The following is a 25093-nucleotide window of genomic DNA, read 5'->3' on the forward strand; positions in this document are numbered from 1 at the left end:
TGCGCATGCCGTCAGCCCGCCACGAACAGCGCCTCGGAGGCCACCGGCCGGTACCCCGCAGCCTGGAACGTCCGCACGCTGCGCGCGTTGCCCGGCGACTGCTGGGCCCACACCACGGGCCCCGGCGTCAGGTGCCGGGCGGCCCGGGCCAGCGCCCGGCCGAGCCCCTGGTGCCGGACGTGCTCGTCCACCTCGATCGCGGCCTCCCAGCGGCCCGCCACGCCCCGGCCGAGGATCAGCACGCCGCCGTCCACCGTCCAGACCCGGACGTCGTCCCGGTACTTCAGGGCCCGCGCCACCCGCGGATGCGACGCGTCCTGGATCTCCCGCAGCTCAAGGCCGGGTTCGCCGGGCAGCCGGTCCGCGACGGTCAGCAGGTCGACGGTGTTCATCCGGCGGCCGGTCTTCGCGAGGAGACCGGTCAGGAACACCGGGTTCATCGAGGCGGCCAGCGGATCGGCGTCCGTCGCCGCCAGCGCCGCGTGCACCCACGCGGGGTCCTCGTCGGTGAAGATCACCGAGTGCGCCGTGAAGGCCAGCACGCCTGCGTCCCGGCGGCTCGGCTGCGGCACGACCACCGCCGAGCCGTCCGGCGGCGGGAAGTCGCCGCGCGCCGCCGCTGCCAGGATCCGTGCCACGTCGTCGCTGCTCATGACTCCATGATCGCCCATGGCCCCGCAGCCGGGCGGTCCGCCCGGACCGATAACCTGACCCCCGGCAAAACGCACCGAGAAGGGGTGGACCAGTGGCGGACATCGAGTCGGCACGCACGGCATTCGACAAGTACGACGTGGACGGGGACGGCTACATCACCGCCGCCGAGTACAAGAGCGTCATGGCGCAGCTCGGGGACTGGAACGTCACCGAGTCCGTCGCGGACGCGCTGATCAAGCAGCGGGACGACAACGGCGACGGCAAGCTCTCCTGGGACGAGTTCTGGGCGCACCTCAGCAAGGCCTGACGCACGGGCGCACCGCGCCGAATCGCCCCGAAGAGAAACGGCCGGCGGCCGGCATTCTCGACGGGGCGTTATTCTTTTGACGGGTCATCGGAAACACTTGACGGATAGTATTTCGCTCATTGACCGGAGTTCTCGGGCGCGGGAAACATCATTGTCATGGCGAACACCATCATCGAAAAGAACCCGTTGTTCGAGCTGCGCGCGAGCACCCGAATTTCCGCGCGCCCCGAAGAGGTCTACGCCGTCGTCAGCGACCTGCCGCGCAGCTCCGAATGGAGTCCCGAGTGCATGGGCGGCGAGTGGATCGGCGAGCCGTCGACCGTCGGCGCCGTCTTCCGCGGCGAGAACCTGCGCAGCGAGGACGTGGTGGCCTGGGCCCCGCTGGTCCGCGGCACCTGGTACACCGAGGCCCGGATCACCGCGGCGGAGCCCGGCCGGACCTTCCGCTGGGCGATGCTCACCCACACCCGCGAGAACCAGGACTCCGTCTGGGGCTTCGACATCGAGGCCGACGGCGACGGCGCGATCCTCACCCACCACTTCCGGATGAGCCGCGCCACCGAGGGAATTCACAAGATCGTCGCGGATCTCGACGAGGCCGCGCGCGAGCGTTTCGTCGTGGACTGGACGGCGAAGCTCGAGCGGGATCTCGACGAGACCCTCGCCCGTATCAAGGTCGTCATCGAGAAGCAGTACGCGGACGCCTGACCGGCCGGCACCCCGGCATGCGGCCGGAAGCAAGGTCCTGACCTGGGGATTTGCCGGTCCTAGGTCGCCTGTTGGTCACCCCGTGTGAGGCTCCGGGACGTGGGCGGCGAGGGGCACGCTCGCCCGCAACCGACACCGCACCGGCCGCACTGGGGGAACCACCATGACCGTCGCGCTGCTGAGACGTGACACGCCCACCGACCGCACCGCCCGGAACGGGCTCCGCGAGCTCCTGCTCGCGGAGCTCGGGTCCGAACTGTTCTCCTCGATGTCCCGCCGCGACCAGCGCACCAAGGGGATGGTCTACCTGAGGGGCCTGCTGGAGGCCGAGGGGCGCAAGTCCATCCGCAACATCGCCGCCCTCTTCGGCGGCGACGCCATCGAACAGAGCCTGCACCACTTCATCACCAGCTCCACCTGGGACTGGGTCCCGGTGCGCCGCGCGCTCGCCCAGTACGTCGAACGCGTCGCCCAGCCGCACGCGTACGTCGTCCACCCCATGGTGATCCCCAAGGCCGGGGACACCTCCGTGGGCGTGGAACGGCGCTTCGTCCCCGCGCTCGGGCAAGTCGTCAACGCCCAGCAGGCGGTGGGCGTCTGGGCCGCCACCCACGAGTGGAGCACCCCGCTGAACTGGCGGCTGCAGCTCTCTCCCCGCTGGCTCGCCGACCCCGACCAGGCCCGCCAGGCGTCCATACCCGAGGGCGAAGTGCCCGAGAGCCTCGCGCAGTGCTCGGTCCGGGCCTGCCAGGAGCTCCTCACCAAGAGCCGGCTTCCGGTCCGGCCGGTCGTGATGGACGCCCGCGAGGCGGACGTCGCCGCCGTGGTCGCCCGGCTGCGTGCCGCGGACACCCCGATGATGCTGCGCGTCGACGGTGCCCTGCGGCTGGCCGTCGACGAACCCGTCTTCCCCCGGCGCGGCGTCAGCGTGACGGCGCAGCAGATCATGTCCACCGTCTGGCACATGCGCCGCCCGGTGCGCCGCCCCGGCGAGGAGCCCGGCCTGCGCAGCCCGGTCGTCACCGTCCGGGTCATGCTCTCCGGCTCCTCTCCCGCCCCCGCGCCCGGGCAGCGGCCCGAGCGCCCGGCCGGCTCCCTGCTCCTGATGGGCGTCGCCGAGGGCGGGCGCTGGCCCGCCGAACTGTGGCTCACCGACCTCACCACCCACGGCATCGGCGAACTGCGGCATCTGACCCGCCTCGCCCGCCGTGTCGAGCACGACCTCGCCGACGTCGCCCAGCAGGTCGGCATCCGCGACTTCACCGGGCGCTCCTTCACCGGCTGGCACCGCCACGCCACGCTCGCCTCCGCCGCGCACGCGGTCGCGATGCTCTCCGGCCGCACCGGCCGCGCGCTGCGGCCCGCCGTCTGACACCGCGCAGCGGCCCGGCGTCCCGATCCCGCGTACCGACACCCCGCGTACCGACGCCGCGTACCGACCCCGCGTACCCACCCAGGCGCACCGCGCCCGCGTACGCCCGCTCACCGATCCCGCCGACGAACTCGTCCCGCCTTCACCCAAGGAGCAGTACTGCCATGACCACCACCAAGCTGGCCGTCATCTACTACTCGTCCCAGGGCAACGTGCACAAGCTCGCCGCCGCGGCCGCCGCCGCCGGCGAGAAGGCCGGCGCCGAGGTCCGGCTGCGCCGGACCGCCGAGCTGACCACCGAGAGCATCGTCCCCGGCAACGACACCTGGAACCAGGTCTGGGCCGACCACCTGGAGAGCGTGAAGGACATCCCGGAGGCCACCCTGGAGGACCTGGAGTGGGCCGACGCGGTGATGTGGGGCACCTCCGGCCGCTACGGGCTGCCGGCCGCCTCGCTCAAGCAGTTCATCGACCTGACCCTGCCGCTGCACATGAAGCGCGGACTGGTGAACAAGGTGATGTCCTCCTTCACCTCCACCGCGACCCTGCACGGCGGCCAGGAGAGCACCATCCTCGCCCTCAACAATGCCTTCTACCACTGGGGCGCGCTCATCGTCCCGCCCGGCGTCGCCGACGACATCCAGCTCGCGCCCACCAACGGCAACCCCTACGGCGTCAGCAGCGTCTCGCGCAACCAGGGCGGCAACGTCGACGACGACAACCTCGCGGCCATCGAGTACCAGGCCCGCCGCACCGTCGAGATCGCCGATCTCCTGAACCGCGGCCGCCAGAGCCTGCGATGACCTGCCGTGCGGCGGGCGATCGGGGCAATCGCCCGCCGCATTTCTCCGTCACCGGGTTTTCCGACGAATTCGCGGGTGCGGACATGACGGATCATCCATTCCTTGCGGTCCATATGACGGATCGCCCGGACCGGTCTTCTTCGACCGCCTCCGAATCCCGAACACTCTTTCCTGCACGGGCATTTCCATCCGCCGCCGGAAACACGACCTGAGGAGCCTGCTCATGCTTCCTGTCCGGGCCAGTGACAAGGGCCTCTACATGGGCCTGGTGGCCGAACGGGCCGCGGCCGAACACGGTGATCAGCTGATCATTCTCGACCACGACCTGGATCTGCTTCCGGACGCCGGCCGGCGGCTGACCTTCGCCGAACTCGCCGAGCACATCGACGACATGGCCGCCCGGCTGTACGCGGCGGGAATCCGCCGCAGCGACCACGTCGCCGTTCACAAGTCCAACGGCTTCGACATCAACATCCTCTCCAGCGCCGTGTCCCGCATCGGCGCGGTCCCGGTGCAGCTCTCGCCGTACCTGGACGCCGACAGCGTGCTCGCGCTGCTGCGCCGCCTCGGCGGCCCGTACCTGATCACCGACACCGCGAAGCTCGACGGCGCCTTCGCCGACGCCCCGCTGGCCGAGCTGACCAGCGCGGTGCTCGTGGCGGACGGCTCGCGCCCCGGCACGGTGTCGATCGCCGACCTGGCCGGCGCGCCCCGGCAGGAGCCGGTCGTGCCGCACCCGGACCTGCCGGCGCTGATGACCCACACCTCGGGCACCACCGGCCTGCCGAAGCTGGTCGTCCACTCCGCCCGTACCCTGCACGGCCGTTACCGGCCCCAGGCGAAGCTCTTCGACATGATCCGCGAGACCGAGACCGTGGCGCTGCACGTCTCGTACGTGCACTCGCGGATGCCGCTCGCCCTCGCCGTCCTGCTGCCCCGCGGCAACCGGATGCTCGTCATGAACGATGCCGACCCGGAGAAGGCCGCCGCGCTGTGGGCCGAGACCCGGCCCGGTTTCATCGAGTCCCACCCCAACTCCTTCATGGAGTGGGAGGTGCTGGCCGAGCACCCGCTCAAGCCGCTGGCGAACGTGAAGTACTTCAGCACCACGTTCGACGCCATCCACCCGAGCACCATGGACAAGCTGCTGCACGCCAGCGAGCGCAGCTCGCCGCTCTTCTACCAGATCTACGGCCAGAGCGAGACGGGCCCGCTGGTCGGCCGCGGCTTCACCCGCGCCACCGCGCACGGCGCCGACGGCCGCTGCCAGGGCTACGCGTTCCCGAGCGACACCAAGTTCAAGCTGGTCAGCCGGAACGGGCAGCCGGTCACCCGGGAGAACCCCGGCTACATCGACGTCCAGGCCGCCGGCCGCTGCCTCGGCTACTTCGGCGAGCGCGAGCGGTACGACACCCAGGTCCACGGCGGCTGGTGGCGGGGCATGGACCTCGGCTACCGCACCGACGAGGGCTGTCTGCACCTGCTCGACCGCGAGGTGGACGCCATCCCCGGCATCGCCTCCACCCTGGAGATCGAGGACACCGTCCTCGGCCGCCTCGACGAGCTCACCGAACTGGTCGTCGTACCCGGCCCCGCCCAGGAGCCCGTCCCGGTCCTGTGCACCCGCGACGACCAGCCGCTGGACCGGGCCCGCTGGCGCGCCGCCACCACCGAGTGGCCGACGCTGGCCGAGCCCGTCCAGATGAAGCTGGCCGAGCTGCCCCGCACGGCCACGATGAAGGTGCAGCGCATCGAGCTCGCCGCCCGGCTGCGGGCGCGCGCCGCCGAGCAGGCGAACTGACCGCGGCGGACCGGGCGACGGAGAGGAGCGGACACCCATGACCACGGCAGACACCACCCCGGGCGACGCCGACGTCCTGATCGTCGGCAGCGGGCCCACCGGGCTGCTCACCGCGTGCGAACTGCTGCGCCGCGGGGTGCGGGTGCGGATGGTCGACCGGGCGCACGAGGGGCTGGGCGTGCCCAAGGCCCTGTCGCTGTGGCCACGGGTCCGCGACATCCTCACGGACCTCGGGGCCGGCGAGGAGGTGCGCCGCGTCTCCGTGCCGGTGCACGCCTTCCGGTACTTCTCCGACCGCCGCCCGGTCGCCACGCTCACCTTCACCGAGGAGCTGGCGGCCCGTCAGCTCCCGCAGTACGAGACCGAGCGCATCCTCACCGAACGGCTGCACGCGCTCGGCGGCAAGGTCGAGCGCGGGGTGCGGCTGCTCTGCCTCGACGACGTCGACTTCTCCGACCGGATCGAGCCGGGCGGCACGGTCACCGCCGTCCTGGAGCACGACGACGGCACGGTGGAGCGCCACCGGGCGCCGTTCGTGATCGGCGCCGACGGCGCCGGCAGCGCGGTGCGCGGACAGCTCGGCATCGGCTTCGAGGGCAGCACGTACGAGATGGCGTTCGCGCTGGTCGACACCCGCATCGACGGGTATCTGCCGCCGGACGAGATCGCGTACTACCAGACCCTGAAGGGGACCCTGGTGGTCGTGCCGCAGCCCGGCGGGGTGTTCCGCTTCCTGTCCGTCATGCCGGCCGGCGGCACGATGTCCCGCGAGATCATGCAGGAGATCATCGACACCCGCGGCCCGCGCGGGGTGCGGATCACCGAGCCGGTCTGGGAGACCGTCTTCCGGGTGCACGCCCGGCGGGCCACCGACTTCCGCCGGGGCCGGGTCTTCCTCGCCGGGGACGCCGCCCATGTGCACAGCCCGGCCGGCGGCCAGGGCATGAACAACGGCCTGCAGGACGCCCACAACCTCGCCTGGAAGCTGGCCGCCGTGCTCCAGGGCCGTTCCCCGGCGACGCTCCTGGACAGCTACGGCGCCGAGCGCGCCGAGGCCACCCGCCGGATCGTCCGCGACACCGACGTCCACACCCGGGCCCTCACCGCCCGCACCCCGGGCCGGGCGGCCGTCCGCGACGCCGCCCTCACCCTGTTCGACCGCTCCGGCGCGGCCGCCCGGCTCTACGCGCCGGTGCTGGCCGGCCGCCGGCTCGCCTACACCCCCGAGCGCGCCACCCAGCGTCCGTCGGGCCGGGGCGGCTGCGGACTGCGCGGCCGGCTGTCCGCCGCGACGGGACCCGGCGCCGTCGTCCCCCGGGCCGCCGGGCTGGCCCTCGGCACCGCGGGACCGGGCGCGGAACCGGCGGTCTGGACGCTGCTGCTGCGCGCCGCGGACGCCCGCTGGCTCACCGAGACCTCCCACATCACCGCCCGCTTCCCGCAGGTGCGGGTCACGCACCTGCCGGCCGGCACCCGCGGCCTGTGCCCCCGCCCGGGCTACCACCTGGTGCGCCCGGACGGCCACATCGCGGCCCACGGCCACGCCCGGGACCTGGACCGGCTGGAGAAGGAGCTCGCCGTCGGGCTGGTCCCGGGCGCCCGCTGAGCGTCAGCGGCGGCGGGGGGTGCGCCGCGCGGTCGCCGGGCCGTCCTCGGGCAGGTCCGGCAGCGCGAGGCACAGCGCGTCGAGCGCCGCCCCGAAGGCGTGGTCCGGCGGGGTGCCGTACCCGATGACCAGACCGTCGCGGGGCGGCATCGTGCTGTCGGGGTGCCGGTAGGGGCCCAGCCCGTCCAGGGCCAGGCCGGCCCGGCGGGCGGCGCGCAGGGCCGCCTCCTCGGTGCCCGGGGGCAGTTCCAGGACGGCGTGCAGGCCCGCCGCGACGCCGCTCACCGCGATGTGCGGGGCGCGTTCGGCGAGCGTCGAGGCCAGTAGATCGCGGCGGCGCCGGTAGTGCAGCCGCATCTTGCGCAGGTGCTTGTCGTACGCGCCGCAGGCGATGAAGTCGGCCAGCGTCAGCTGGTCCATCACCCCGGACCACATCTCGCGCGGCCCCTTGGCGGCCACCACCCGGTCCACCATCCAGCCCGGCAGCACCATCCACCCCAGCCGCAGCGCGGGGGAGAGGCTCTTGCTGGTCGAGCCGATGTACACCACCCGGTCCGGGTCCAGGCCCTGTACCGCGCCGACCGGCTGGCGGTCGTAGCGGAACTCGCCGTCGTAGTCGTCCTCCACGACCAGGCCGCCGCCGGAGCGCGCCCAGTCCACCACCGCCGCCCGCCGCTCCGCATGGAGCGGACCGCCGGTGGGGAACTGGTGCGCCGGCGTCAGCAGCACCGTCCGCGCGCCGGTGCCCGGCAGCTCGTCGGTGAGCGCCCCGTGCGCGTCCACCGTCAGCGGCACGGTGGGCAGCCCGGCGTCGTGCAGCAGTTCGCGGTGGAAGTCCAGCCCGTACGACTCCACCGCCACCGCGCCCTCGAGGAACGTACCCAGCAGCTTCATCGCATGTGCGAACCCTGAACAGATCACGATCCGGTCCGGCTCCGTGCGCACCCCGCGGGCCCGCGCCAGGTACTCGGCGAGCGTCCGGCGCAGCTCCGGCCGGCCCCGCGGATCGCCCACGCCGAACGCGTCGTTGGGCGCCGCCCCGACCGCGCGCCGCGCCGACGCCGTCCAGGCGCTGCGCGGGAAGGCGGCCGCGTCCGGCGAACTGGGCATCAGATCGTGCAGGATCCGTCGTCTGGTGATGCGTTGGGGCCCGCCGGACTGCTCCGGGCGCAGCGGGGCGGCGCGCTTGGCGACCCGGGTGCCGGAGCCCTGACGGGCCGCCAGCCAGCCCTCCTCCACCAGCTCGGCGTACGCGTCGGCCACCGTGTTGCGGGCGATGCCGAGGTCCTGGGCGAGGCTGCGGTAGGGGGGAAGCCGGGTGCCGGGCACCAGCCGGCCGGACCGGATGGCCTCCCGTACGGCGTCCATGAGTTGCTCACGCAAACCTCCCTCGCCGGAGAGCGCGAGGTGGAAATCGGTGCCGGCGACGTCGTCCGGCAATCCCGCGCCGTCGTGCGACTGCTCGTGATTGACCCACTGTTCTGTCACGGGAATGAACCATAGCGTGGGCCGATTCCGGGCCTACGGTCGTTCCATGACCGCTTACGAAGTGCCTCAGCGCATGAACTTCTCGACCGTCGCCCCCAAGGTGTTCAAGGCCGTCCTGGCCCTCGACGCCGCCGCCCGCGAGGGCATCGACCCCGTCCTCCTCGAGCTGGTGCAGATCCGCGCCTCGCAGATCAACCGCTGTGCCTACTGCATCGATTACCACACCTCCGACGCCCGCAAGGCCGGCGAGACCGAGGAGCGCATCTACCAGCTCAACGGCTGGGAGGAGTCCTCCCTCTACACCCTGCAGGAGCGGGCCGCGCTCGCCCTCACCGAGGCCGTCACCAAGCTCCCCGACGGCGTGCCGGACGCGGTCTACGACGAGGCCGCCGAGTACTTCGGCGACAAGGAGCTGGCCCAGCTCATCGCGCTGATCTTCACCGTCAACGCCTGGAACCGGATGAACGTCGCCACCCGCAAGACCCCCGGCACCGAGTGACCTGCCGCACCACCCCGAGCGCGGCGGCCGCCCCCACGGGGCCGCCGCGCTCGTCCCGCCGGGGCCCGCTCGGCAGAGCGGGCCCCCACCCCCGTCCCCGCCTCACGAAGGGCTGATCCTGCCGTGACCACCCTCGAAACCCCGGCGTCCCCGCCGACGGACGACCGCTCGCCCGTCAAGGGCTGGCTCGCCGTCCTGGCCGTGACCCTGGGCATCTTCTCCCTGATGACCTCGGAGCTCCTGCCGGTCGGCCTGCTCACCCCGGTCGGCTCCGCCCTCGACGTCTCCGAGGGCACCGCGGGCCTCATGGTGACCGTCCCCGGCCTCGTGGCCGCGATCTCCGCGCCCCTGGTCACCGTCATCACCGGCCGCGTCGACCGCCGGCTCGTCCTCGTCGTACTGATCGGGATCGTCGGCCTGGCGAACCTCGCGTCCGCCTTCGCCACCAGCTTCGCCGTCGTGCTGGTGGCCCGCTTCCTCATCGGCATCAGCGTCGGCGGTTTCTGGTCCATCGCCGGCGGCATCGCGCTGCGCCTCGTCCCGGAGAAGCACGTGCCCCGGGCCACCGCCGTGATCTTCGGCGGCGTGGAGACCGCCTCCGTCCTCGGCATCCCCACCGGCACCATCATCGGCGACCTCAGCGGCTGGCGCACCGCCTTCGCCGCCGTCGGCATCCTCGGCCTGGTCTCGCTGGCCGCCATGGTCGTGCTGATGCCGAAGGTGCCCGCCGAGCAGACCATCACCTTCGGCGACCTGCCCAAGGTCTTCAAGGGCAACGCGGGCGTCCGGGCCGGCATCGCCATCACCTTCCTGGTGATCACCGGTCACTTCCTCGCGTACACCTTCGTCCGGCCGATCCTGCAGGACGACGGCATCGCCGACGGCATGATCGGCGGCCTGCTGTTGGCCTTCGGCGTCGCCGGCATCTGCGGCAACTTCATCGCCGGCGCGGTCATCGCCAAGCGGCTGCGCGAGACCGTCGTGGGCATCTCGATCGTGCTCACCGCGGCCATGGTGCTGTTCGCCCTCGTCGGCAACAGCCCGCTCACCGCGGGCGCCCTGCTCATCCTGTGGGGCCTCGGCTACGGCGCCGTGCCCGTCACCTTCCAGACCTGGATCCTCGACGCCGCACCCGACGCCACCGAGGCCGCCTCCTCGCTGTACGTCTCCACGTTCAACCTCTCCATCGCCCTCGGCGCCCTCTTCGGCGGCTTCGCCGTCGACGGCATCTCCACCACGAGCGTGCTGTGGATCGGCGCAGGCCTCGCCCTGGTCACCCTGCTGGTGCTCGGCGGCGTCCGGCGCACCGCGCCGACCGCCGCCGCCACCGCCGCGGAATGAGGCCCCGGGCCGCCCGCCCGGCGGGCGGCCCGAACCGACCAACTCCATCCGACGATTGAGGACCGGCATGACCGAGCACACCCCCGCCCCCGGCATCGTCCGCCCCGGCGACGACGCCTACCGCGGCCTGGCCACCAGGGGCCTGAACGAGCGCTTCACCGCCGAGCCCGAGGCGTTCCACGTCGCCGCCACCACCGCCCAGGTCGTCGTCGCCGTCCGCGACGCCGTCCGGGACGGCAAGCGGATCGCCGTCCGCAGCGGCGGCCACGGCTACGAGAACACCGTCGGCGACCCGGAGGTCCGGATCGTCCTCGACCTCGGCGAGATGCGCGAGATCGCCTGGGACGCCGAGCGCGGCGCCTTCGCTGTGGAGCCGGGCGTCCGGATGGCCGACCTCTACCGCACCCTGTACGAGAACTGGGGCGTCGCCCTGCCGGCTGGCGACAGCGCCACCGTCGGCCTCGGCGGCCACGTCGCCGGCGGCGGCTTCGGCTCGCTGTGCCGCAGCGCCGGCCTCGCGGCCGACCACCTGCTCGCGGTCGAGGTCGTCGTCGCCGACGCCGACGGCGAGGTCCGCGCGATCGTCGCCACCCGCGACCCCGAGGACCCGCACCACGACCTGTGGTGGGCCCACACCGGCGGTGGCGGCGGCAGCTTCGGCGTCGTCACCCGCTACTGGTTCCGCTCCTTGGACGCCGCCGGCGACGACCCGCGCACCGCCCTGCCGGTCCCGCCCGCCTCCGTGCTCACCGGCACCGTCCTGTTCAACCGGGCCGGCCTCGACCGCGCCGCCCTGCACACCCTGGCCGGCAACTTCGGCCGGTGGCACGAGGAGAACAGCGCCGCCGACTCCCCGTACGCCTCGCTCTTCTCCGGTCTGATCCTCAACGGCCGCCCCCGCACCGACGATCCGGGCATGGGCGCCGTCGTCTTCGCCCACGTCGACGCCACCCGCCCGGACGCCGACCGGCTGCTCAGCGACTACCTCGCGGCCGTCACGGAGGGCCTCGGCGACTTCCCCGTCGTCCTGCCCACCGAGGTGGTGCCGTGGCTGGAGGCGAAGAAGGCGCTCGCCCAGGCGCAGGACGCCGAGACCGGCCGCCAGAAGGTCAAGTCCAGCTTCCTGCGCCGGGCCTGGACCGCGGACCAGATCGACACCCTGTACGACTACCTCGACAGCACCGACCACGACCACGACAGCGCCCTGATCGCGCTCCAGTCGTACGGCGGCCGGATCAACACCGTGCCGGCCGGGGCCACCGCCTCCGCCCAGCGCGACTCCGTCATGCAGGCGTTCTTCATGAACACCTGGCAGGACGCGGCGCAGGACGGCGCCGCGCTCGCCTGGATGGCCCGCCTCTACCGGGACCTGTACGCCAAGACCGGCGGTGTCCCGGCGCCCGGCGACGCCGACCAGGGCTGTTACGTCAACTTCGCCGACATCGACATGGCCGACCCCGAGTGGAACGGCTCCGGCGTCCCGTGGGAGGAGCTGTACTTCCTCGGCAACGCCGGCCGGCTGCGCACGGTGAAGGCCGCCTGGGACCCGCGCGACGTCTTCCGCCACGCGCTGTCGGTGCGGCTCCCCTGACCGGTCGGGGCCGGCGCCGTGCGCGCCGGCCCCGGCGGTCCCGCCGCCCGCGCGTGGGAGCGAACCGGCGTCACCGGGGCCTGTGTACGAGTCACCGAAGTCAACCACCGGTTAGGACACCGTTGATGCTGCACTTTGCCCTGCTCGGTCCGATGGAGGTACGAGTCGACGGGGAGCTGCGGACGCCGACCGCGCCCATGGCCCGCCGGGTGCTCGCGGTACTGCTGGCGCACGGCGACCGCGTGGTCCCCACCGAGCGGTTCATCGAAGAGCTCTGGGACGACCAGCCCCCCAAATGCGCCCGCAAGACGGTCCAGACGTACATCTACCAGCTGCGCAAGGCTCTGGCCGGCCGCGACGGCGACAACCGGGGCGCCGACCCGGTGGAGACCCACCCGCACGGCTACCGCCTCCCGGTCCGGGACGGCGCGCTGGACCTGCTCGACTTCCAGCACCTGGTGCGCGAGGGCAAGGACGCCCTCGCCCGCGGCCGGGCCCGCGAGGGCGCCGAGGCGCTGCGCCGGGCGCTCGACCTGTGGCGCGGCGGCGTCCTGGAGGACGTCGACACCGGCCCGGTGCTGGCCGCGCAGACCGCCCGCGTCGAGGACCTGCGGATCCAGGCGCTGGAGCGGCGCATCGCCGCCGACCTGACGCTCGGCCACGACCGGGCCGTCCTGGAGGAGACCCGCGACCTGACCTACGAGTACCCGCTGCACGAGGAGTTCTGCGCCCAGCTGATGACCGCGGCCCGGCGCTGCGGCCAGCGCGGCGAGGCCCTCTCCGCGTACGCCCGGCTGCGCCGCGCCATGGCGCAGGAGCTCGGCCTCGAACCGTCCGCGCGGCTCCAGGAGCTCCAGCGCGCCGTGCTGGCCGGCGGGAACGAACGCCCGGCCGCCCCGGCCCGGCCCGCCGACGGCCCGGTGCCCTGCCAGCTCCCGCCCGCCATCGCCGGCTTCGTCGGCCGCGGCCCCGAGATGCGGCACATCGCCATGGGCCTCGCCCCGAGCGCGTTCCCCGAGGGCGTGGAGCCCGCCGGAGTGCGGATCGTCACCGTCACCGGCGGCCTGGGCGTCGGCAAGACCGAGGTCGCCCTGCAGGTGGCGCACCGGATGCGCCGCTCGTTCCCCGACGGGCAGCTCAAGGCGTCCCTGCACCTGGAGGACGGCACGCCGAAGCGGCCCGCCGAGGCGCTGCGGGAACTGCTCGCAGCGGCCGGCCACGACCGGGCCGACCTGCCCGAGCGCACCGACGACCTGGCCCGGCTGTTCCGCGGCTGGGCAGCCGGCCGCCGCATGGTGCTGCTCCTCGACGACGCCGCGGACGCCGAACAGCTCGGCCCGCTGCTGCCGGCCGGTCCGGGCAACGCCGTGATCGTCACCTCCCGGCGCCGACTGGAGGGGCTGCCCGGCACGGTCACCTCCGTCGGACTGGGCCCCCTGGTGGAGGCCGACGGACGGCGGCTGCTCGCCCGCGTGATCGGCGAGGAGCGGGCCGCCCCCGAGCCGGGCGCCGTGGCGGACGTGGTGGCCTGGTGCGGCGGCCTGCCGGCCGCGATCCGCGCGGTCGGCAGCCGGATCGCGGCCTGGCCGGGCCGCAGCCTCGCCGAGTTCGCGGCCCGGCTCGCCGACGACCAGGTACGGCTGGAAGAGCTGAGCAGCCCGCACCTGGACGTGCGGCGCTATCTCGTCGAGTCCGCCGACCGGCTGCCGCACAGCGCCCGCGCCGTGCTCACCGAGATCAGCCGGGCCGAGCGGGTCGACGTCACCGTCGCGTACCTCGCCCGCCGGCTGCACCGCTCGGTCCCCTCCATCGAGCGCTCCGTCGAACTGCTCGCGGCCTTCCACGTGATCCGTCCCGCGGTGTGGAACGGCGAGCATCTGCTGTGCGTCCCCCAGCTGTTCCGGCTCGCCTTCGCCAACAGCGCCCGGGGCCGGCACACCGACCCCGGACGCCGTGGTGCGGTGGGCCGGCTGGGCGTCCGCACCCTGACCGCGCGCCGGCTGGCCTGCGCGGCGGCGTCATGACGGCATGAAACGTTTCGCCGTTCAGTCGACGCCCTGCGCGAAGCGGAAGAACCCGTGCGGGTCGTGGGCCCGCTTCACCGCCCGCAGCCGCGGGTAGTTGCACCCGTAGTACGCCTCGCGCCAGCCGGTGAGCGCCGGGTCCATGTAGTTCTGGTAGGAGCGGCGCGTGGAGGCCGGGTAGAGGGTGGCGTAGCCGCCGTCGACCCAGGCCTGGGCCTGCTCGCGCTGTTCGCGCGAGGGGTCCGGGACGGGCAGGCCGACCTGGTAGCCGGCCTCGAAGAGCGCGTCGCGGTGGACGAACGCGGTCTCCGTGGGCGCGAGGTCGCCCACCCGGCCGCCGTACGCGAACAGGCCGAGGAAACGGAACTGGCCCGGCACCGGCCCGCCGACCAGCGCGGCGACCGCCGACTCGGCGGTGGCCCGGGTCCACGGGCGGGCGAAGAACACGTTGCGGTACGTGGCGTAGTTCTCCCGGGGCAGCCGGGCGTGCGGCGAGTAGCCGATCCGGTGGCAGGCTTCGACGGTGCTGTCGGCGCAGCCGAAGACCTTCATCATCGCCTGCTGGAAGGGCAGTTCGGCGACCTCGCGGCTCACCGGACGGCGCCCGAGCCCGTTCACGAGACCGTCGAGGAGCCGGTCGCAGCCGGCCTGCGGGCCGATGAACCCGCCGGAGAGCACCACGGTCGGCAGCGTGCCCGCCGGGGAGTCCTCGGGCAGCAGCAGGAACAGCTCGGCGGACAGCTCGCGCGGCGCCTGCCGGATCCACTCCTGCCAGGCCAGCACCACCTCCACCGCGTCCGCGCCGTCGAAGGTCAGGTTGTAGAGGCTGAGCGACGGGATCCGCACCGGCCGGACCTCGTACTCGGTGACCACGCCGAAGTTGCCCCCGCCGCCGCCGCGCAGCGCCCAGTACAGGTCGGGGTGCTCGCCGGCGGAGCAGCGTACGGACGTCCCGTCGGCGCGCACCACCCGCGCCGAGACCAGCCGGTCGGCGCCCATGCCGAACTTGCGCGCGGCCAGCCCGAAGCCGCCGCCCTGCAGCCAGCCGCCGATGGCGACCGTCGGACAGGTGCCGGAGGCGACCTGGAGGCCGTACGGGGACAGCGTGTTCACGATGTCGACGCCCTGCGCGCCGGCCCCGATCCGCACCGTCGCCCCCGCCGGGCGCACCCCGTTCATCCGGGAGACGTCGACGACGAGCCCGGTCGACGTCGAGTACCCGGCCTGGCTGTGCCCCCCGCTGCGCACGGCGGCGGGCAGCTCGTGGTCCTGCGCGAACCGGAGACAGGCCGCGACGTCGGCCGCGGAGGCGCAGTACGCGACGCCCCGCGGCCGCACCACGTCGTACCGCGCCATCTGCAGCTGCTTGGCGACCTCGTACCCCGGGTCGCCCGGCAGCACCAGCTCCCCGCCGAGCCGCCCCCGCAGCCTCCCCCACGGCACACTCTCCGCCACCGCCCCGGCCAGTGGCAGCACCCCGCCGGCGAAGGCCCCGGCCGCACCGGTCGCGGCGCCTGCGCGCATGAGCGTACGTCTGGACAGCATGATGATTCCCCCCTGGAAACGGCCTGCCGACGGCAGGCGGACGGCCGCAGACTGGCACGCCGAACGATCCATTCCGGCCGTGCGGACCGGAAATCAGGGGGAATCCGTCAGATATCAGGCGAGATACCGGATATCAGCAGGGCCCGGGGCTCTCAGCACTCGATCAGTACGTGCTCAGCACTCGATGATGTTCACCGCGAGACCGCCGCGCGCGGTCTCCTTGTACTTGACCGACATGTCGGCGCCGGTCTCCTTCATGGTCTTGATGACCTTGTCGAGGGAGACCAGGTGGCTGCCGTCGCCGCGCATGGCCATCTTGGCGGCGGTGACGGCCTTCACCGAGGCCATGCCGTTGCGCTCGATGCACGGGATCTGGACCAGGCCGCCGACCGGGTCGCAGGTCAGGCCCAGGTTGTGCTCCATGCCGATCTCGGCGGCGTTCTCCACCTGCTCCGGGGTGCCGCCGAGGACCTCGGCCAGCGCGCCGGCGGCCATCGAGCAGGCCGAGCCGACCTCGCCCTGGCAGCCGACCTCGGCGCCGGAGATCGAGGCGTTCTCCTTGAAGAGCATGCCGACCGCGCCGGCCGCCAGCATGAAGCGGACCACGCCGTCCTCGTCGGCGCCGGGCACGAAGTTCATGTAGTAGTGCAGGACCGCGGGGATGATGCCGGCCGCGCCGTTCGTCGGGGCGGTCACCACGCGCCCGCCGGCCGCGTTCTCCTCGTTCACGGCCATCGCGTAGAGGGTGATCCACTCCATCGCGTGCGCCTTCGGGTCGCCCTCGGAGCGCAGCTTGCGGGCCAGGGCGGAGGCGCGGCGGCGGACCTTCAGGCCGCCCGGCAGGATGCCCTCGCGGGCCATGCCGCGCGAAACGCAGGCCTGCATGACCCGCCAGATCTCGAGCAGGCCGGCCCGGATCTCGGCCTCGGTGCGCCAGGCCTTCTCGTTCTCCAGCATCATCGCGGAGATCGACAGTCCGGTGTCCTTCGCCATCCGCAGCAGCTCGTCGCCGGTGCGGAAGGGGTACTTCAGGACGGTGTCGTCGGGGATGATCGGGCTCTGGCCGTCCACGGCGTCCTCGTCGACGACGAAGCCGCCGCCGACCGAGTAGTACGTCTTCTCCAGGATCAGCGCGCCCTCCGCGTCGTACGCGAAGATCGTCATGCCGTTGGCGTGGTACGGCAGCGCCTTGCGGCGGTGCAGGATCAGGTCCTCGTCGAAGTCGAACGGGATCTCGTGCGCGCCGAGCACGTTGATGCGGCCGCTGCTCTTGATCCGCTCCACCTGCTCGTCCGCCGTCTCGACGTCGACCGTGCGCGGCGAGTTGCCCTCCAGGCCCAGCAGGACCGCCTTCGGGGTGCCGTGGCCGTGGCCGGTCGCGCCCAGCGAGCCGTACAGCTCCGCGCGTATGGACGCGGTCGGGGCCAGCAGTCCCTCGTTCTTCAGCCGGCGCGCGAACATCCGGGCCGCCCGCATGGGGCCCACCGTGTGGGAGCTGGACGGGCCGATGCCGATCGAGAACAGGTCGAAGACCGAGATGGCCACGGGAAACTCCTTGTGGGGTGGTAGACGCCGTTGTCTGCCGGGGTGGTGCAGAAACGTGGGGGTGGCATGGGCCGGGGCACCGCGCTCACTGTCCAGTGTGCGCGGTGCCCCGGATGTCCGTACCAACGCCCGCGGACGGACCGCGGAACAAAAGGGTACGAAATTACTTCAGGCCGGGGTACAGCGGGTGCTTGTCGGCCAGCGCGGTGACCCGGGCCTTGAGGGCCTCGGCGTCGAAGCCGGGCTTCAGGGTCTCCGCGATCACGTCGGCGACCTCGGCGAAGTCCTCGGCGTCGAAGCCGCGGGTGGCCAGGGCCGGGGTGCCGATCCGCAGACCGGAGGTGACCATCGGCGGACGCGGGTCGTTCGGGATCGCGTTCCGGTTGACCGTGATGCCGACCTCGTGGAGGCGGTCCTCGGCCTGCTGGCCGTCCAGCTCGCTGTTGCGCAGGTCGACCAGGACCAGGTGCACGTCCGTGCCGCCGGACAGCACCGACACGCCGTGCTCGGTGACGTCGGCCCGGGTCAGACGCTCGGCGAGGATCCGGGCGCCGTCCAGGGTGCGCTGCTGGCGCTCCTTGAAGTCCTCCGAGGCCGCGACCTTGAAGGAGACCGCCTTGGCGGCGATCACGTGCTCCAGCGGACCGCCCTGGAAGCCCGGGAAGACCGAGGAGTTCAGCTTCTTCGCGAACGCCTTCTTCGCCAGGATGATGCCGCCGCGCGGGCCGCCCAGGGTCTTGTGCGTCGTGGAGGTGACCACGTCCGCGTACTCCACCGGGTTCGGGTGCAGACCCGCGGCGACCAGGCCGGCGAAGTGGGCCATGTCGACCCACAGGAACGCCTCGACCTCGTCCGCGATCCGGCGGAACTCGGCGAAGTCCAGCTGACGCGGGTACGCCGACCAGCCGGCGATGATCACCTTCGGGCGGTGCTCCTTGGCCAGGCGTTCGACCTCGGCCATGTCGACCAGACCGGCCTCGTCCACGTGGTACGCGACCACGTCGAACTGCTTGCCGGAGAAGTTCAGCCGCATGCCGTGGGTGAGGTGACCGCCGTGGGCCAGGTCCAGGCCCAGGATCGTGTCGCCCGGCTGGGCCATGGCGAACAGCGCCGCCTGGTTGGCGGAGGCGCCGGAGTGCGGCTGGACGTTGGCGTACTCGGCGCCGAACAGGTCCTTCACCCGGTCGATGGCGATCTGCTCGGCGACGTCGACGTGCTCGCAGCCGCCGTAGTAGCGGCGGCCGGGGTAGCCCTCGGCGTACTTGTTGGTGAGGACCGAGCCCTGCGCCTCCATGACCGCGACCGGAGCGAAGTTCTCCGAGGCGATCATCTCGAGGGTGGACTGCTGACGGTGGAGCTCGGCGTCGACGGCGGCGGCGACGTCCGGGTCCAGCTCGTGGAGAGGGGTGTTCAGAAGCGACATCGGGAGGGGTCCTTAGTTGCCGGAGAACTGGGCGTACTCGTCGGCGGAGAGCAGGTCCTTCGGCTCCTCCGCGACGCGCACCTTGAAGAGCCAGCCGCCCTCGAAGGGAGCCGAGTTCACCAGGGACGGGTCGTCGATGACGTCCTGGTTCCGCTCGACGACCTCACCGGTCACCGGGGAGTACAGGTCGCTGACGGACTTGGTGGACTCCAGCTCGCCGCAGGTCTCGCCCGCGGCCACGGTGGTGCCGGCCTCGGGGAGGTCGGCGTAGACGACGTCACCGAGCGCGTTGGCCGCGAACTCCGTGATGCCGACCGTCGCGACACCGTCCTCGACGGCCGACAGCCACTCGTGCTCCTTGCTGTAACGCAGCTGCTGGGGGTTGCTCATGACCTGAATTCTCCTGTACGCGGGGGAGTGCTGGTGAACGGGGGAGTGAGTGCCGGACGAGACGTGCTCAGTGTCACTTCTGGCGCTTGTAGAACGGCAGCGCCACGACCTCGTACGGCTCGTGGGTGCCGCGGACGTCCACGCCGACGCCGGCCGTGCCGGGCTCGGCGTGCGCCGCGTCGACGTACGCCATGGCGATCGGCTTGCCGAGCGTCGGGGACGGGGCGCCGGAGGTGACCTCGCCGACGACCTCGCCGCCCACGACGACGGACATCCCGGCGCGGGGCACCCGGCGGCCCTCGGCGATCAGGCCGACCAGCTTGCGCGGCGGGGCGGTCTCGGCGCGCTCGGCGGCCTTCTCCAGCGCCTCACGGCCGATGAAGCGGCCCTCGTTGGTCGTCTTCTCGAACTTCACGACCCGGCCGAGACCGGCGTCGAACGGGGTGAGCGCGGTGGTCAGCTCGTGCCCGTACAGCGGCATGCCCGCCTCCAGGCGGAGCGTGTCGCGGCAGGAAAGCCCGCAGGGCACCAGGCCGACGGGCGCGCCGGCCTCGGTCAGCGCCTGCCACACGGCCTCGGCGTGCTCCGGCTTCAGGAACAGCTCGAAGCCGTCCTCGCCGGTGTAGCCGGTGCGGGCGATCAGCGCGGGGACGCCGGCGACGGTGCCGGGCAGGCCGGCGTAGTACTTCAGCCCGTCCAGGTCGGCGTCGGTGAGCTGCTTCAGGATGCCGGGGGACTCCGGGCCCTGGACGGCGAGCAGCGCGTACGCCTCGCGGTCGTCGCGGACCTCGGCGTCGAAGCCGGCGGCGCGCTCGGTGAGCGCGTCGAGCACGATCTGCGCGTTGGAGGCGTTGGCGACGACCATGTATTCGGTCTCGCCGAGCCGGTAGACGATCAGGTCGTCGAGGATGCCGCCGTCCTCCCGGCAGATCATCGTGTAGCGGGCGCGGCCGGCGCCGACCGTGGAGATGTTGCCGACCAGGGCGTGGTCGAGCAGCTCGACGGCCTGCGGGCCGGTGACCGTGATCTCGCCCATGTGCGAGAGGTCGAAGAGGCCGGCCTTGGTGCGGACGGCGTTGTGCTCGTCGCGCTCGCTGGCGTACCGCAGCGGCATGTCCCAGCCGGCGAAGTCGGTCATGGTCGCGCCCAGCGAACGATGCAGCGCATCGAGGGCGGTGAGGCGGGGGGCAGTGCTCATCGGGTGGCTCCCGGGTCCCAGGGGCGTGGCGTGCAGGGCACGACGTGCATGACGGGTGAGGACAATCCTCCCCATCTGTCATGGAACCTGAGAGGTTCACCGGGGGCATCCCCGGCTTGCACCTTGGGTGGGACCGCGACGACGCGGCCCGCTTTTCAGATCTGCCTCATCCACGCGGTATCGGGGCCTGAGAGATTCAAGGGAGGGTCTTGCTCCTTCGGCGCCCGGTCCGGATTGCTCCGGTCCGGGACTCTCCCGCGCGGATTCGAGCGGCCGGTATGTGGTTGTGTGCGCTTGGCGCGCACATCATTGCATGCGGGATCTCATCGGCAAATCGCTTGTGCCTCATTACCGTCTCTTTACACTTTGTGGGCAAGGGTCCTGGATGGACCCGGCAGGGGGAGTAGCGATGACCTGGCAGCGAACCGGCGCGATGGCGACAGGAACGGGAATACCGGCCCAGCAGGTGCGGGGCGCAGCCCGGCGCCGGTCGGCCCGTGTCCTGCGCGATCTGCGCGAGCGGGACGGCCGCGGCCCCCGCGTGCTCGCCTTCGCGGAGGGCGACGTGGTGGTGGTCTCCGGCCTCCCCGGCAGCGGGAAGTCGACGCTGATCCGTCGGACGGCCGAGGGCCGGGCCATCGACTCGCAGGACGTGCGTGAGCGCTGGGAGGCGAAGATGCCGGGCTTCCTGCCGTACGCCGTCTACCGCCCCCTGGTACGTCTGGCGCACTACGCGGGACTGCGCTCCGCCCTGCGCTCCGGCCGGAGCGTGGTCGTCCACGACTGCGGCACGCAGAGCTGGGTCCGCCGCTGGCTGGCCCGCGAGGCCCGCCGGCGCGGCCGCTCCCTGCACCTGATCCTGCTCGACGTCACCCCCGAGACCGCCCGCGCCGGCCAGCGCGACCGGGGCCGGGGCGTCTCCGGCTACGCCTTCACCCGGCACCGCCACGCCGTCGCCCGGCTGCTCGCCGCCGCCGAGTCGCAGCGCCCGCCGGCCGGCTGCGCCACCACCACGCTGCTCGACCGGCCCGCCGCCACCGCCCTGCGCCGGATCGCCTTCCGCCCGGCGCCGTAGCGACCCGGGCGGAACGGAGCGCAACCCTCCGCGGCCCGGCGCGGTCCTGGTGGGAGAAGTCACCGCGTCCGAATCGGGGGCAGCGTGCCCGCGCTGTCGGTCCGCGACGTTAAGGTGCCCGCAGGAAGCGCCGCCGAAAGGGAAGCACGTGGACATCGCATGGCCGGGCAACGAGCTGGAGGAGACGCTCGCCGCCGCGCTCGGCGCCCCTGACGCGGGGGCCCGGCTCGTCGAGGTCCTCGGGCGCAGCCACGTGTGGGTGCCCCTGCCCGAGGGCGGCAGCCCGCAGAGCCGCTCGCTCGACCTGCCCACCCTGGAGATAGACGGTGCCGCGTACGTCCCCGTCTTCAGCTCCGAGCAGCAGTTCCTGGCCTGCGTCGGCGCGCACATGTCGTACACCGTCGCCCCCGCCCGCGACTTCGCCCGCGGACTGCCCCCGCAGCTCGGCCTCGCCGTGAACCCCGGCGGCACCGTCGGCGTCCCGCTGCCCCCGCCCGCCGTCGCCGAGCTGTGCCGCACCGGCCGCAGCGCCCTCGACGGCCCCGCCTCCGGCGGCCGGGTCACCCTGTTCGAGCCCGACTGGCAGGACGACCCGGTCGACTTCCTCTCCGCCGCGGCCGCCGAGTTCGACGCCCTCGGCAGCGTCACCACCGCCCGCCGGGCTCTCGCCCGCGTCGAGGGCGGCGAGCCCGCGCTCTTCATCGGCGTCCAGCTCGCCGTGTACGACGGCGTCGACCGCGACGCGCCGCTCGACGCGCTCGGCCGGGCGCTCGGCCGCGTCCCGGTGAGCTGGCCGGTGAACATCGTCCTGCTCGACGTGGCGCAGGACCCCGTGGCCGACTGGATGCTGGCGAGGGTGCGCCCCTTCTACCAGCGCGTGTACGCATAATCGAAGCCGAAACGGCAGACGGAAGAGGGGCGGAACCCAGGGTGAGTGCGTCGCGCGACGCTGCGGCCGGAGGGACCGGGCAGGCCGGCGGACAGGTCGAACACCTGCTGCGCCAGGTCGCTCCCGGCCGTTACGACGCGTACGAGGCGCTCCTCGGCGCCCTCGCCGGCGAGCGGCTGTGGATGCTGCTCTGGCACGGCCGGCCCGGCGCCTCCGACGCCCAGTACGGAAACATGCAGGTCGACGGCCTCGGCTACGCGCCCTGCGTGACCTCCGCCCAGGAACTGTCCGCCTCCGGCTGGACCCGCGACCACGAGGTCGTCACCGGCCAGGACATCGCCCGTGCCCTCTACCCCGACCGCTGGGGCATCTGGCTGAATCCGCACGCCCCCGGCGGCGGCGTCGGCATCCCGTGGGCCGATCTGCGCCGTATCGCCACCGGCCTGGACCGGATGCCCGCCGGACCCCTGCGGCTGTCCGAGCCGGCCCTGGAACTCCCGCAGTTCTACGCCCTGCTCACCCAGAACGCGCACCGCACCCCCGCCGTCCGCTCGCTGCGCCGCGCCTGGGTGCAGCCGGTGCTCGGCTCGCCGTACCTGGCCATCGGCCTCGACCTGTACGACACCTCGCCGGCCTCCGTCGAGTCGGTGCGGGCGATGATGCGCCAGTCCGTGGGCGCCGTGCCCGACGGGCTGCCCGTCTCGACGGTCGCGATGTCCGACCCCCACGACCCGGTCTCGATGTGGCTGCGGGCCTCCGCCCGGCCGTTCTACGACCGCGAGGCGCACGGCGCCGGCCGGGGCGGCCCGTCTCACCAGCCGGGATACGGCTACCCGCCCGCGCCGGCGCGCTGAGCCGCCGCGGGCCGCCGTGCGCGGTCCGGGCGAAACGCCTTGCCGAGCTGAGGTTTTGGCTCCGCTTTCGGGCGTGGACGCTGCGATGTCCCGCAACCGCCCGATTTGGCAACTGTCCGGGTCTCAGCTTGATATCACCGCTATGCGGACTGTTCTCTGTGCTGTCACTCGCCAGTAGCGTTCGGCCGGTCAAGACCACGCAGTATGGCGAGCCAGGGGTGGACCCATGCGAATATTCAAGTCCCGGGCGACCCGGGCTTTGACGGCGGCCCTCACGGTCGGCCTCATAGCCACCGGGTGCGCAAGCGAGCGGGGGGACGAGGGCAAGGACGGCGCGAAGGACACGTTCGTGTTCGGCGCCCCCGGCGACCCGGCCTCTCTCGACCCGGCCCTCGCCAGCGACGGCGAGACCTTCCGGGTCACCCGACAGGCCTTCGAGGCGCTCCTCGAGCACGAGTCGGGCGGCAGCAAGCTGGTCGGCGGCCTCGCGGAGAAGTGGAGCAGCAACCCCGCGGGCACGGTCTGGACGTTCAACCTGCGCAAGGACGTGAAGTTCCACGACGGCGAGAAGTTCGACGCCACCGCGGTCTGCGCGAACTACGACCACTGGTTCAACTGGAAGGGCACCTACCAGTCGAGCGCGGTCTCCTACTACTGGCAGACCATCATGGGCGGCTTCAAGGCCAACGAGGACAAGGAAGCCCCCAAGCCGAACTACAAGTCCTGCACGGTCAAGGACGCGAACACGGCGGTCATCGAGGTCCTCGAGCCCTCCGCCAACCTGCCCGGCGGCTTCTCGCTGCAGGCCCTCGCGATCCACTCGCCGAAGGCGCTCAAGGAGTACGCGAAGCAGTCGGCGACCGCCAAGGGCGACGCCATCACGTACCCCAAGTACAGCCAGGAGGCCGGCACGGTCGCCGGCACCGGCCCGTACAAGGTCACGAAGTGGAACAAGGGCAACAAGGAAGTCAGCCTGACCCGCTTCGACGACTACTGGGGCGAGAAGGCCAAGGTGAAGAACCTGGTCTTCCGCACGATCGACACCGAGGACGGCCGCCGTCAGGCGCTGCAGGCCGGTGACATCAACGGCTACGACCTGGTCGCGCCCGCCGACATCAAGACCCTCGAGGGCGCCGGCTTCAAGGTGCCGACCCGCGACGTCTTCAACCTGCTGTACGTCGGCATGTCGCAGGAGAAGAACCCCGCGCTGAAGAAGCCCGCGGTCCGCCAGGCCATCGCGCACGCCATCGACCGGGAGAACATCGTCAAGACCCAGCTGCCCGAGGGCGGCAAGGTCGCGACCCAGTTCATGCCCGACACCATCGCCGGCCACTCCGAGAACGTGAAGAAGTACAACTTCGACACGGCCAAGGCCAAGCAGCTCCTCGCCTCCGCCGGCGAGAGCGCCCTCTCCGTCGAGTTCTGCTACCCGACCGAGGTCACCCGGCCGTACATGCCGGCCCCGCAGGACATCTTCGAGCTGATCAAGGCCGACCTGGAGAAGGCCGGCGTCAAGGTCACCCCGAAGCCGATGAAGTGGAACCCGGACTACCTGGACGCCACCGAGGCCGGCTCCTGCGCCCTGCACATGCTCGGCTGGACCGGTGACTTCAACGACGGCTACAACTTCATCGGCACCTGGTTCGCCGAGTACGACAAGCAGTGGGGCTTCAAGGACGACAAGGTCTTCGCCGCGGTGAAGGCGGGCTCGCTCCAGGGCGACCCGACCAAGCGCACCGACCTGTACAAGAAGGCCAACGAGACGATCATGGAGTACCTGCCGGGTCTCCCGCTGTCCTCCTCGCCGCCGGCCATCGCGTTCGGCAAGGACGTCAACCCGCCGAAGGTCTCCCCGCTGACGCAGGAGAACTTCGCCGAGGTCTCCTTCAAGTAACACACCCGTAAGCGGTCCGCCCGGTCACGCGTTCCTGCCGTGACCGGGCGTCCGCACATCCACCCTCCACGCAAGAAAGGGGCACG

21 protein-coding genes and 1 riboswitch are annotated in these 25093 nt (G+C 72.5%); of the genes, 14 read left to right on the plus strand and 7 right to left on the minus strand.

Going from position 1 to position 25093, the window contains the following annotated elements:
* Positions 1 to 11 precede the first annotated feature (11 nt).
* Positions 12 to 653, minus strand: coding sequence for a GNAT family N-acetyltransferase (locus ACGFMM_RS05780; RefSeq protein ID WP_393643472.1), 642 nt, complete (start codon positions 651 to 653; stop codon positions 12 to 14).
* Positions 654 to 745: 92 nt separating this feature from the next.
* Between ACGFMM_RS05780 and ACGFMM_RS05785 the strand changes: the two genes are divergently transcribed.
* The 6 genes from ACGFMM_RS05785 to ACGFMM_RS05810 all read left to right on the plus strand — a co-directional run bounded on the left by ACGFMM_RS05785 (position 746) and on the right by ACGFMM_RS05810 (position 7251).
* On the plus strand, positions 746 to 961 hold the full coding sequence (locus tag ACGFMM_RS05785) for an EF-hand domain-containing protein (RefSeq protein WP_393643474.1): 216 nt from the start codon (positions 746 to 748) through the stop codon (positions 959 to 961).
* Positions 962 to 1117: 156 nt separating this feature from the next.
* The gene (locus ACGFMM_RS05790) at positions 1118 to 1669 is read left to right on the plus strand and encodes an SRPBCC family protein (RefSeq protein WP_393643475.1); all 552 of its coding nucleotides are present in this window, start codon (positions 1118 to 1120) and stop codon (positions 1667 to 1669) included.
* Between the two features lie 163 nt (positions 1670 to 1832).
* Complete coding sequence (locus ACGFMM_RS05795) at positions 1833 to 3041, plus strand: IS701 family transposase (protein ID WP_393643477.1); 1209 nt, start codon at positions 1833 to 1835, stop codon at positions 3039 to 3041.
* 164 nt (positions 3042 to 3205) lie between these two features.
* On the plus strand, positions 3206 to 3844 hold the full coding sequence (locus ACGFMM_RS05800) for an NAD(P)H-dependent oxidoreductase (protein ID WP_393643479.1): 639 nt from the start codon (positions 3206 to 3208) through the stop codon (positions 3842 to 3844).
* A gap of 223 nt (positions 3845 to 4067) precedes the next feature.
* Positions 4068 to 5645 carry an AMP-binding protein gene (locus ACGFMM_RS05805; RefSeq protein ID WP_393643481.1) on the plus strand — a complete coding sequence of 526 codons (1578 nt, stop codon included), beginning with the start codon at positions 4068 to 4070 and terminating at the stop codon, positions 5643 to 5645.
* Between the two features lie 37 nt (positions 5646 to 5682).
* A complete protein-coding gene (locus tag ACGFMM_RS05810) occupies positions 5683 to 7251 on the plus strand; it encodes an FAD-dependent monooxygenase (protein ID WP_393643483.1) in 1569 nt (522 codons plus the stop codon).
* A gap of 3 nt (positions 7252 to 7254) precedes the next feature.
* On the opposite strand, the gene ACGFMM_RS05815 is transcribed toward ACGFMM_RS05810, so the two are convergent.
* Positions 7255 to 8739 (minus strand): PLP-dependent aminotransferase family protein, encoded by a 1485-nt coding sequence (locus ACGFMM_RS05815; RefSeq protein ID WP_393643485.1) that lies wholly within the window; start codon positions 8737 to 8739, stop codon positions 7255 to 7257.
* 46 nt (positions 8740 to 8785) lie between these two features.
* Between ACGFMM_RS05815 and ACGFMM_RS05820 the strand changes: the two genes are divergently transcribed.
* The 4 genes from ACGFMM_RS05820 to ACGFMM_RS05835 all read left to right on the plus strand — a co-directional run bounded on the left by ACGFMM_RS05820 (position 8786) and on the right by ACGFMM_RS05835 (position 14194).
* Positions 8786 to 9238, plus strand: a complete 453-nt coding sequence (locus tag ACGFMM_RS05820; RefSeq protein ID WP_393643487.1) for a carboxymuconolactone decarboxylase family protein — start codon at positions 8786 to 8788, stop codon at positions 9236 to 9238.
* Between the two features lie 123 nt (positions 9239 to 9361).
* Complete coding sequence (locus tag ACGFMM_RS05825) at positions 9362 to 10579, plus strand: MFS transporter (protein ID WP_393643488.1); 1218 nt, start codon at positions 9362 to 9364, stop codon at positions 10577 to 10579.
* Between the two features lie 67 nt (positions 10580 to 10646).
* Positions 10647 to 12170, plus strand: coding sequence for an FAD-binding oxidoreductase (locus ACGFMM_RS05830; protein ID WP_393643490.1), 1524 nt, complete (start codon positions 10647 to 10649; stop codon positions 12168 to 12170).
* 125 nt (positions 12171 to 12295) lie between these two features.
* On the plus strand, positions 12296 to 14194 hold the full coding sequence (locus ACGFMM_RS05835) for a BTAD domain-containing putative transcriptional regulator (RefSeq protein WP_393643492.1): 1899 nt from the start codon (positions 12296 to 12298) through the stop codon (positions 14192 to 14194).
* Positions 14195 to 14215: 21 nt separating this feature from the next.
* Here ACGFMM_RS05835 and ACGFMM_RS05840 read toward each other — a convergent pair whose 3' ends face one another.
* From ACGFMM_RS05840 to gcvT, 5 genes are all read right to left on the minus strand, one after another.
* On the minus strand, positions 14216 to 15739 hold the full coding sequence (locus ACGFMM_RS05840; protein ID WP_393643494.1) for an FAD-binding oxidoreductase: 1524 nt from the start codon (positions 15737 to 15739) through the stop codon (positions 14216 to 14218).
* Between the two features lie 174 nt (positions 15740 to 15913).
* A complete protein-coding gene (locus tag ACGFMM_RS05845) occupies positions 15914 to 17284 on the minus strand; it encodes an L-serine ammonia-lyase (protein WP_393643496.1) in 1371 nt (456 codons plus the stop codon).
* Between the two features lie 163 nt (positions 17285 to 17447).
* Complete coding sequence (glyA, locus tag ACGFMM_RS05850) at positions 17448 to 18707, minus strand: serine hydroxymethyltransferase (RefSeq protein WP_393643498.1); 1260 nt, start codon at positions 18705 to 18707, stop codon at positions 17448 to 17450.
* A 12-nt stretch (positions 18708 to 18719) separates the two neighbouring features.
* Positions 18720 to 19097, minus strand: coding sequence for a glycine cleavage system protein GcvH (gcvH, locus tag ACGFMM_RS05855; protein ID WP_393643500.1), 378 nt, complete (start codon positions 19095 to 19097; stop codon positions 18720 to 18722).
* A 73-nt stretch (positions 19098 to 19170) separates the two neighbouring features.
* Positions 19171 to 20295, minus strand: coding sequence for a glycine cleavage system aminomethyltransferase GcvT (gene gcvT / locus ACGFMM_RS05860; RefSeq protein ID WP_393643502.1), 1125 nt, complete (start codon positions 20293 to 20295; stop codon positions 19171 to 19173).
* Between the two features lie 165 nt (positions 20296 to 20460).
* Positions 20461 to 20563: riboswitch (glycine riboswitch) on the minus strand.
* A gap of 141 nt (positions 20564 to 20704) precedes the next feature.
* On the opposite strand from gcvT, the gene ACGFMM_RS05865 reads away from it, so the two are divergent.
* The 4 genes from ACGFMM_RS05865 to ACGFMM_RS05880 all read left to right on the plus strand — a co-directional run bounded on the left by ACGFMM_RS05865 (position 20705) and on the right by ACGFMM_RS05880 (position 25007).
* Positions 20705 to 21370, plus strand: coding sequence for an AAA family ATPase (locus tag ACGFMM_RS05865; RefSeq protein ID WP_393643503.1), 666 nt, complete (start codon positions 20705 to 20707; stop codon positions 21368 to 21370).
* Between the two features lie 148 nt (positions 21371 to 21518).
* A complete protein-coding gene (locus ACGFMM_RS05870; protein ID WP_393643505.1) occupies positions 21519 to 22259 on the plus strand; it encodes an enhanced serine sensitivity protein SseB in 741 nt (246 codons plus the stop codon).
* Positions 22260 to 22363: 104 nt separating this feature from the next.
* Positions 22364 to 23113: an enhanced serine sensitivity protein SseB C-terminal domain-containing protein gene (locus ACGFMM_RS05875; RefSeq protein WP_393643764.1), complete on the plus strand. Its 750-nt coding sequence runs from the start codon at positions 22364 to 22366 to the stop codon at positions 23111 to 23113.
* Positions 23114 to 23339: 226 nt separating this feature from the next.
* Complete coding sequence (locus ACGFMM_RS05880; RefSeq protein ID WP_393643507.1) at positions 23340 to 25007, plus strand: ABC transporter substrate-binding protein; 1668 nt, start codon at positions 23340 to 23342, stop codon at positions 25005 to 25007.
* Positions 25008 to 25093: the final 86 nt, after the last annotated feature.

This window comes from Streptomyces sp. NPDC048604 (assembly GCF_043199435.1).
GTDB lineage: Bacteria > Actinomycetota > Actinomycetes > Streptomycetales > Streptomycetaceae > Streptomyces.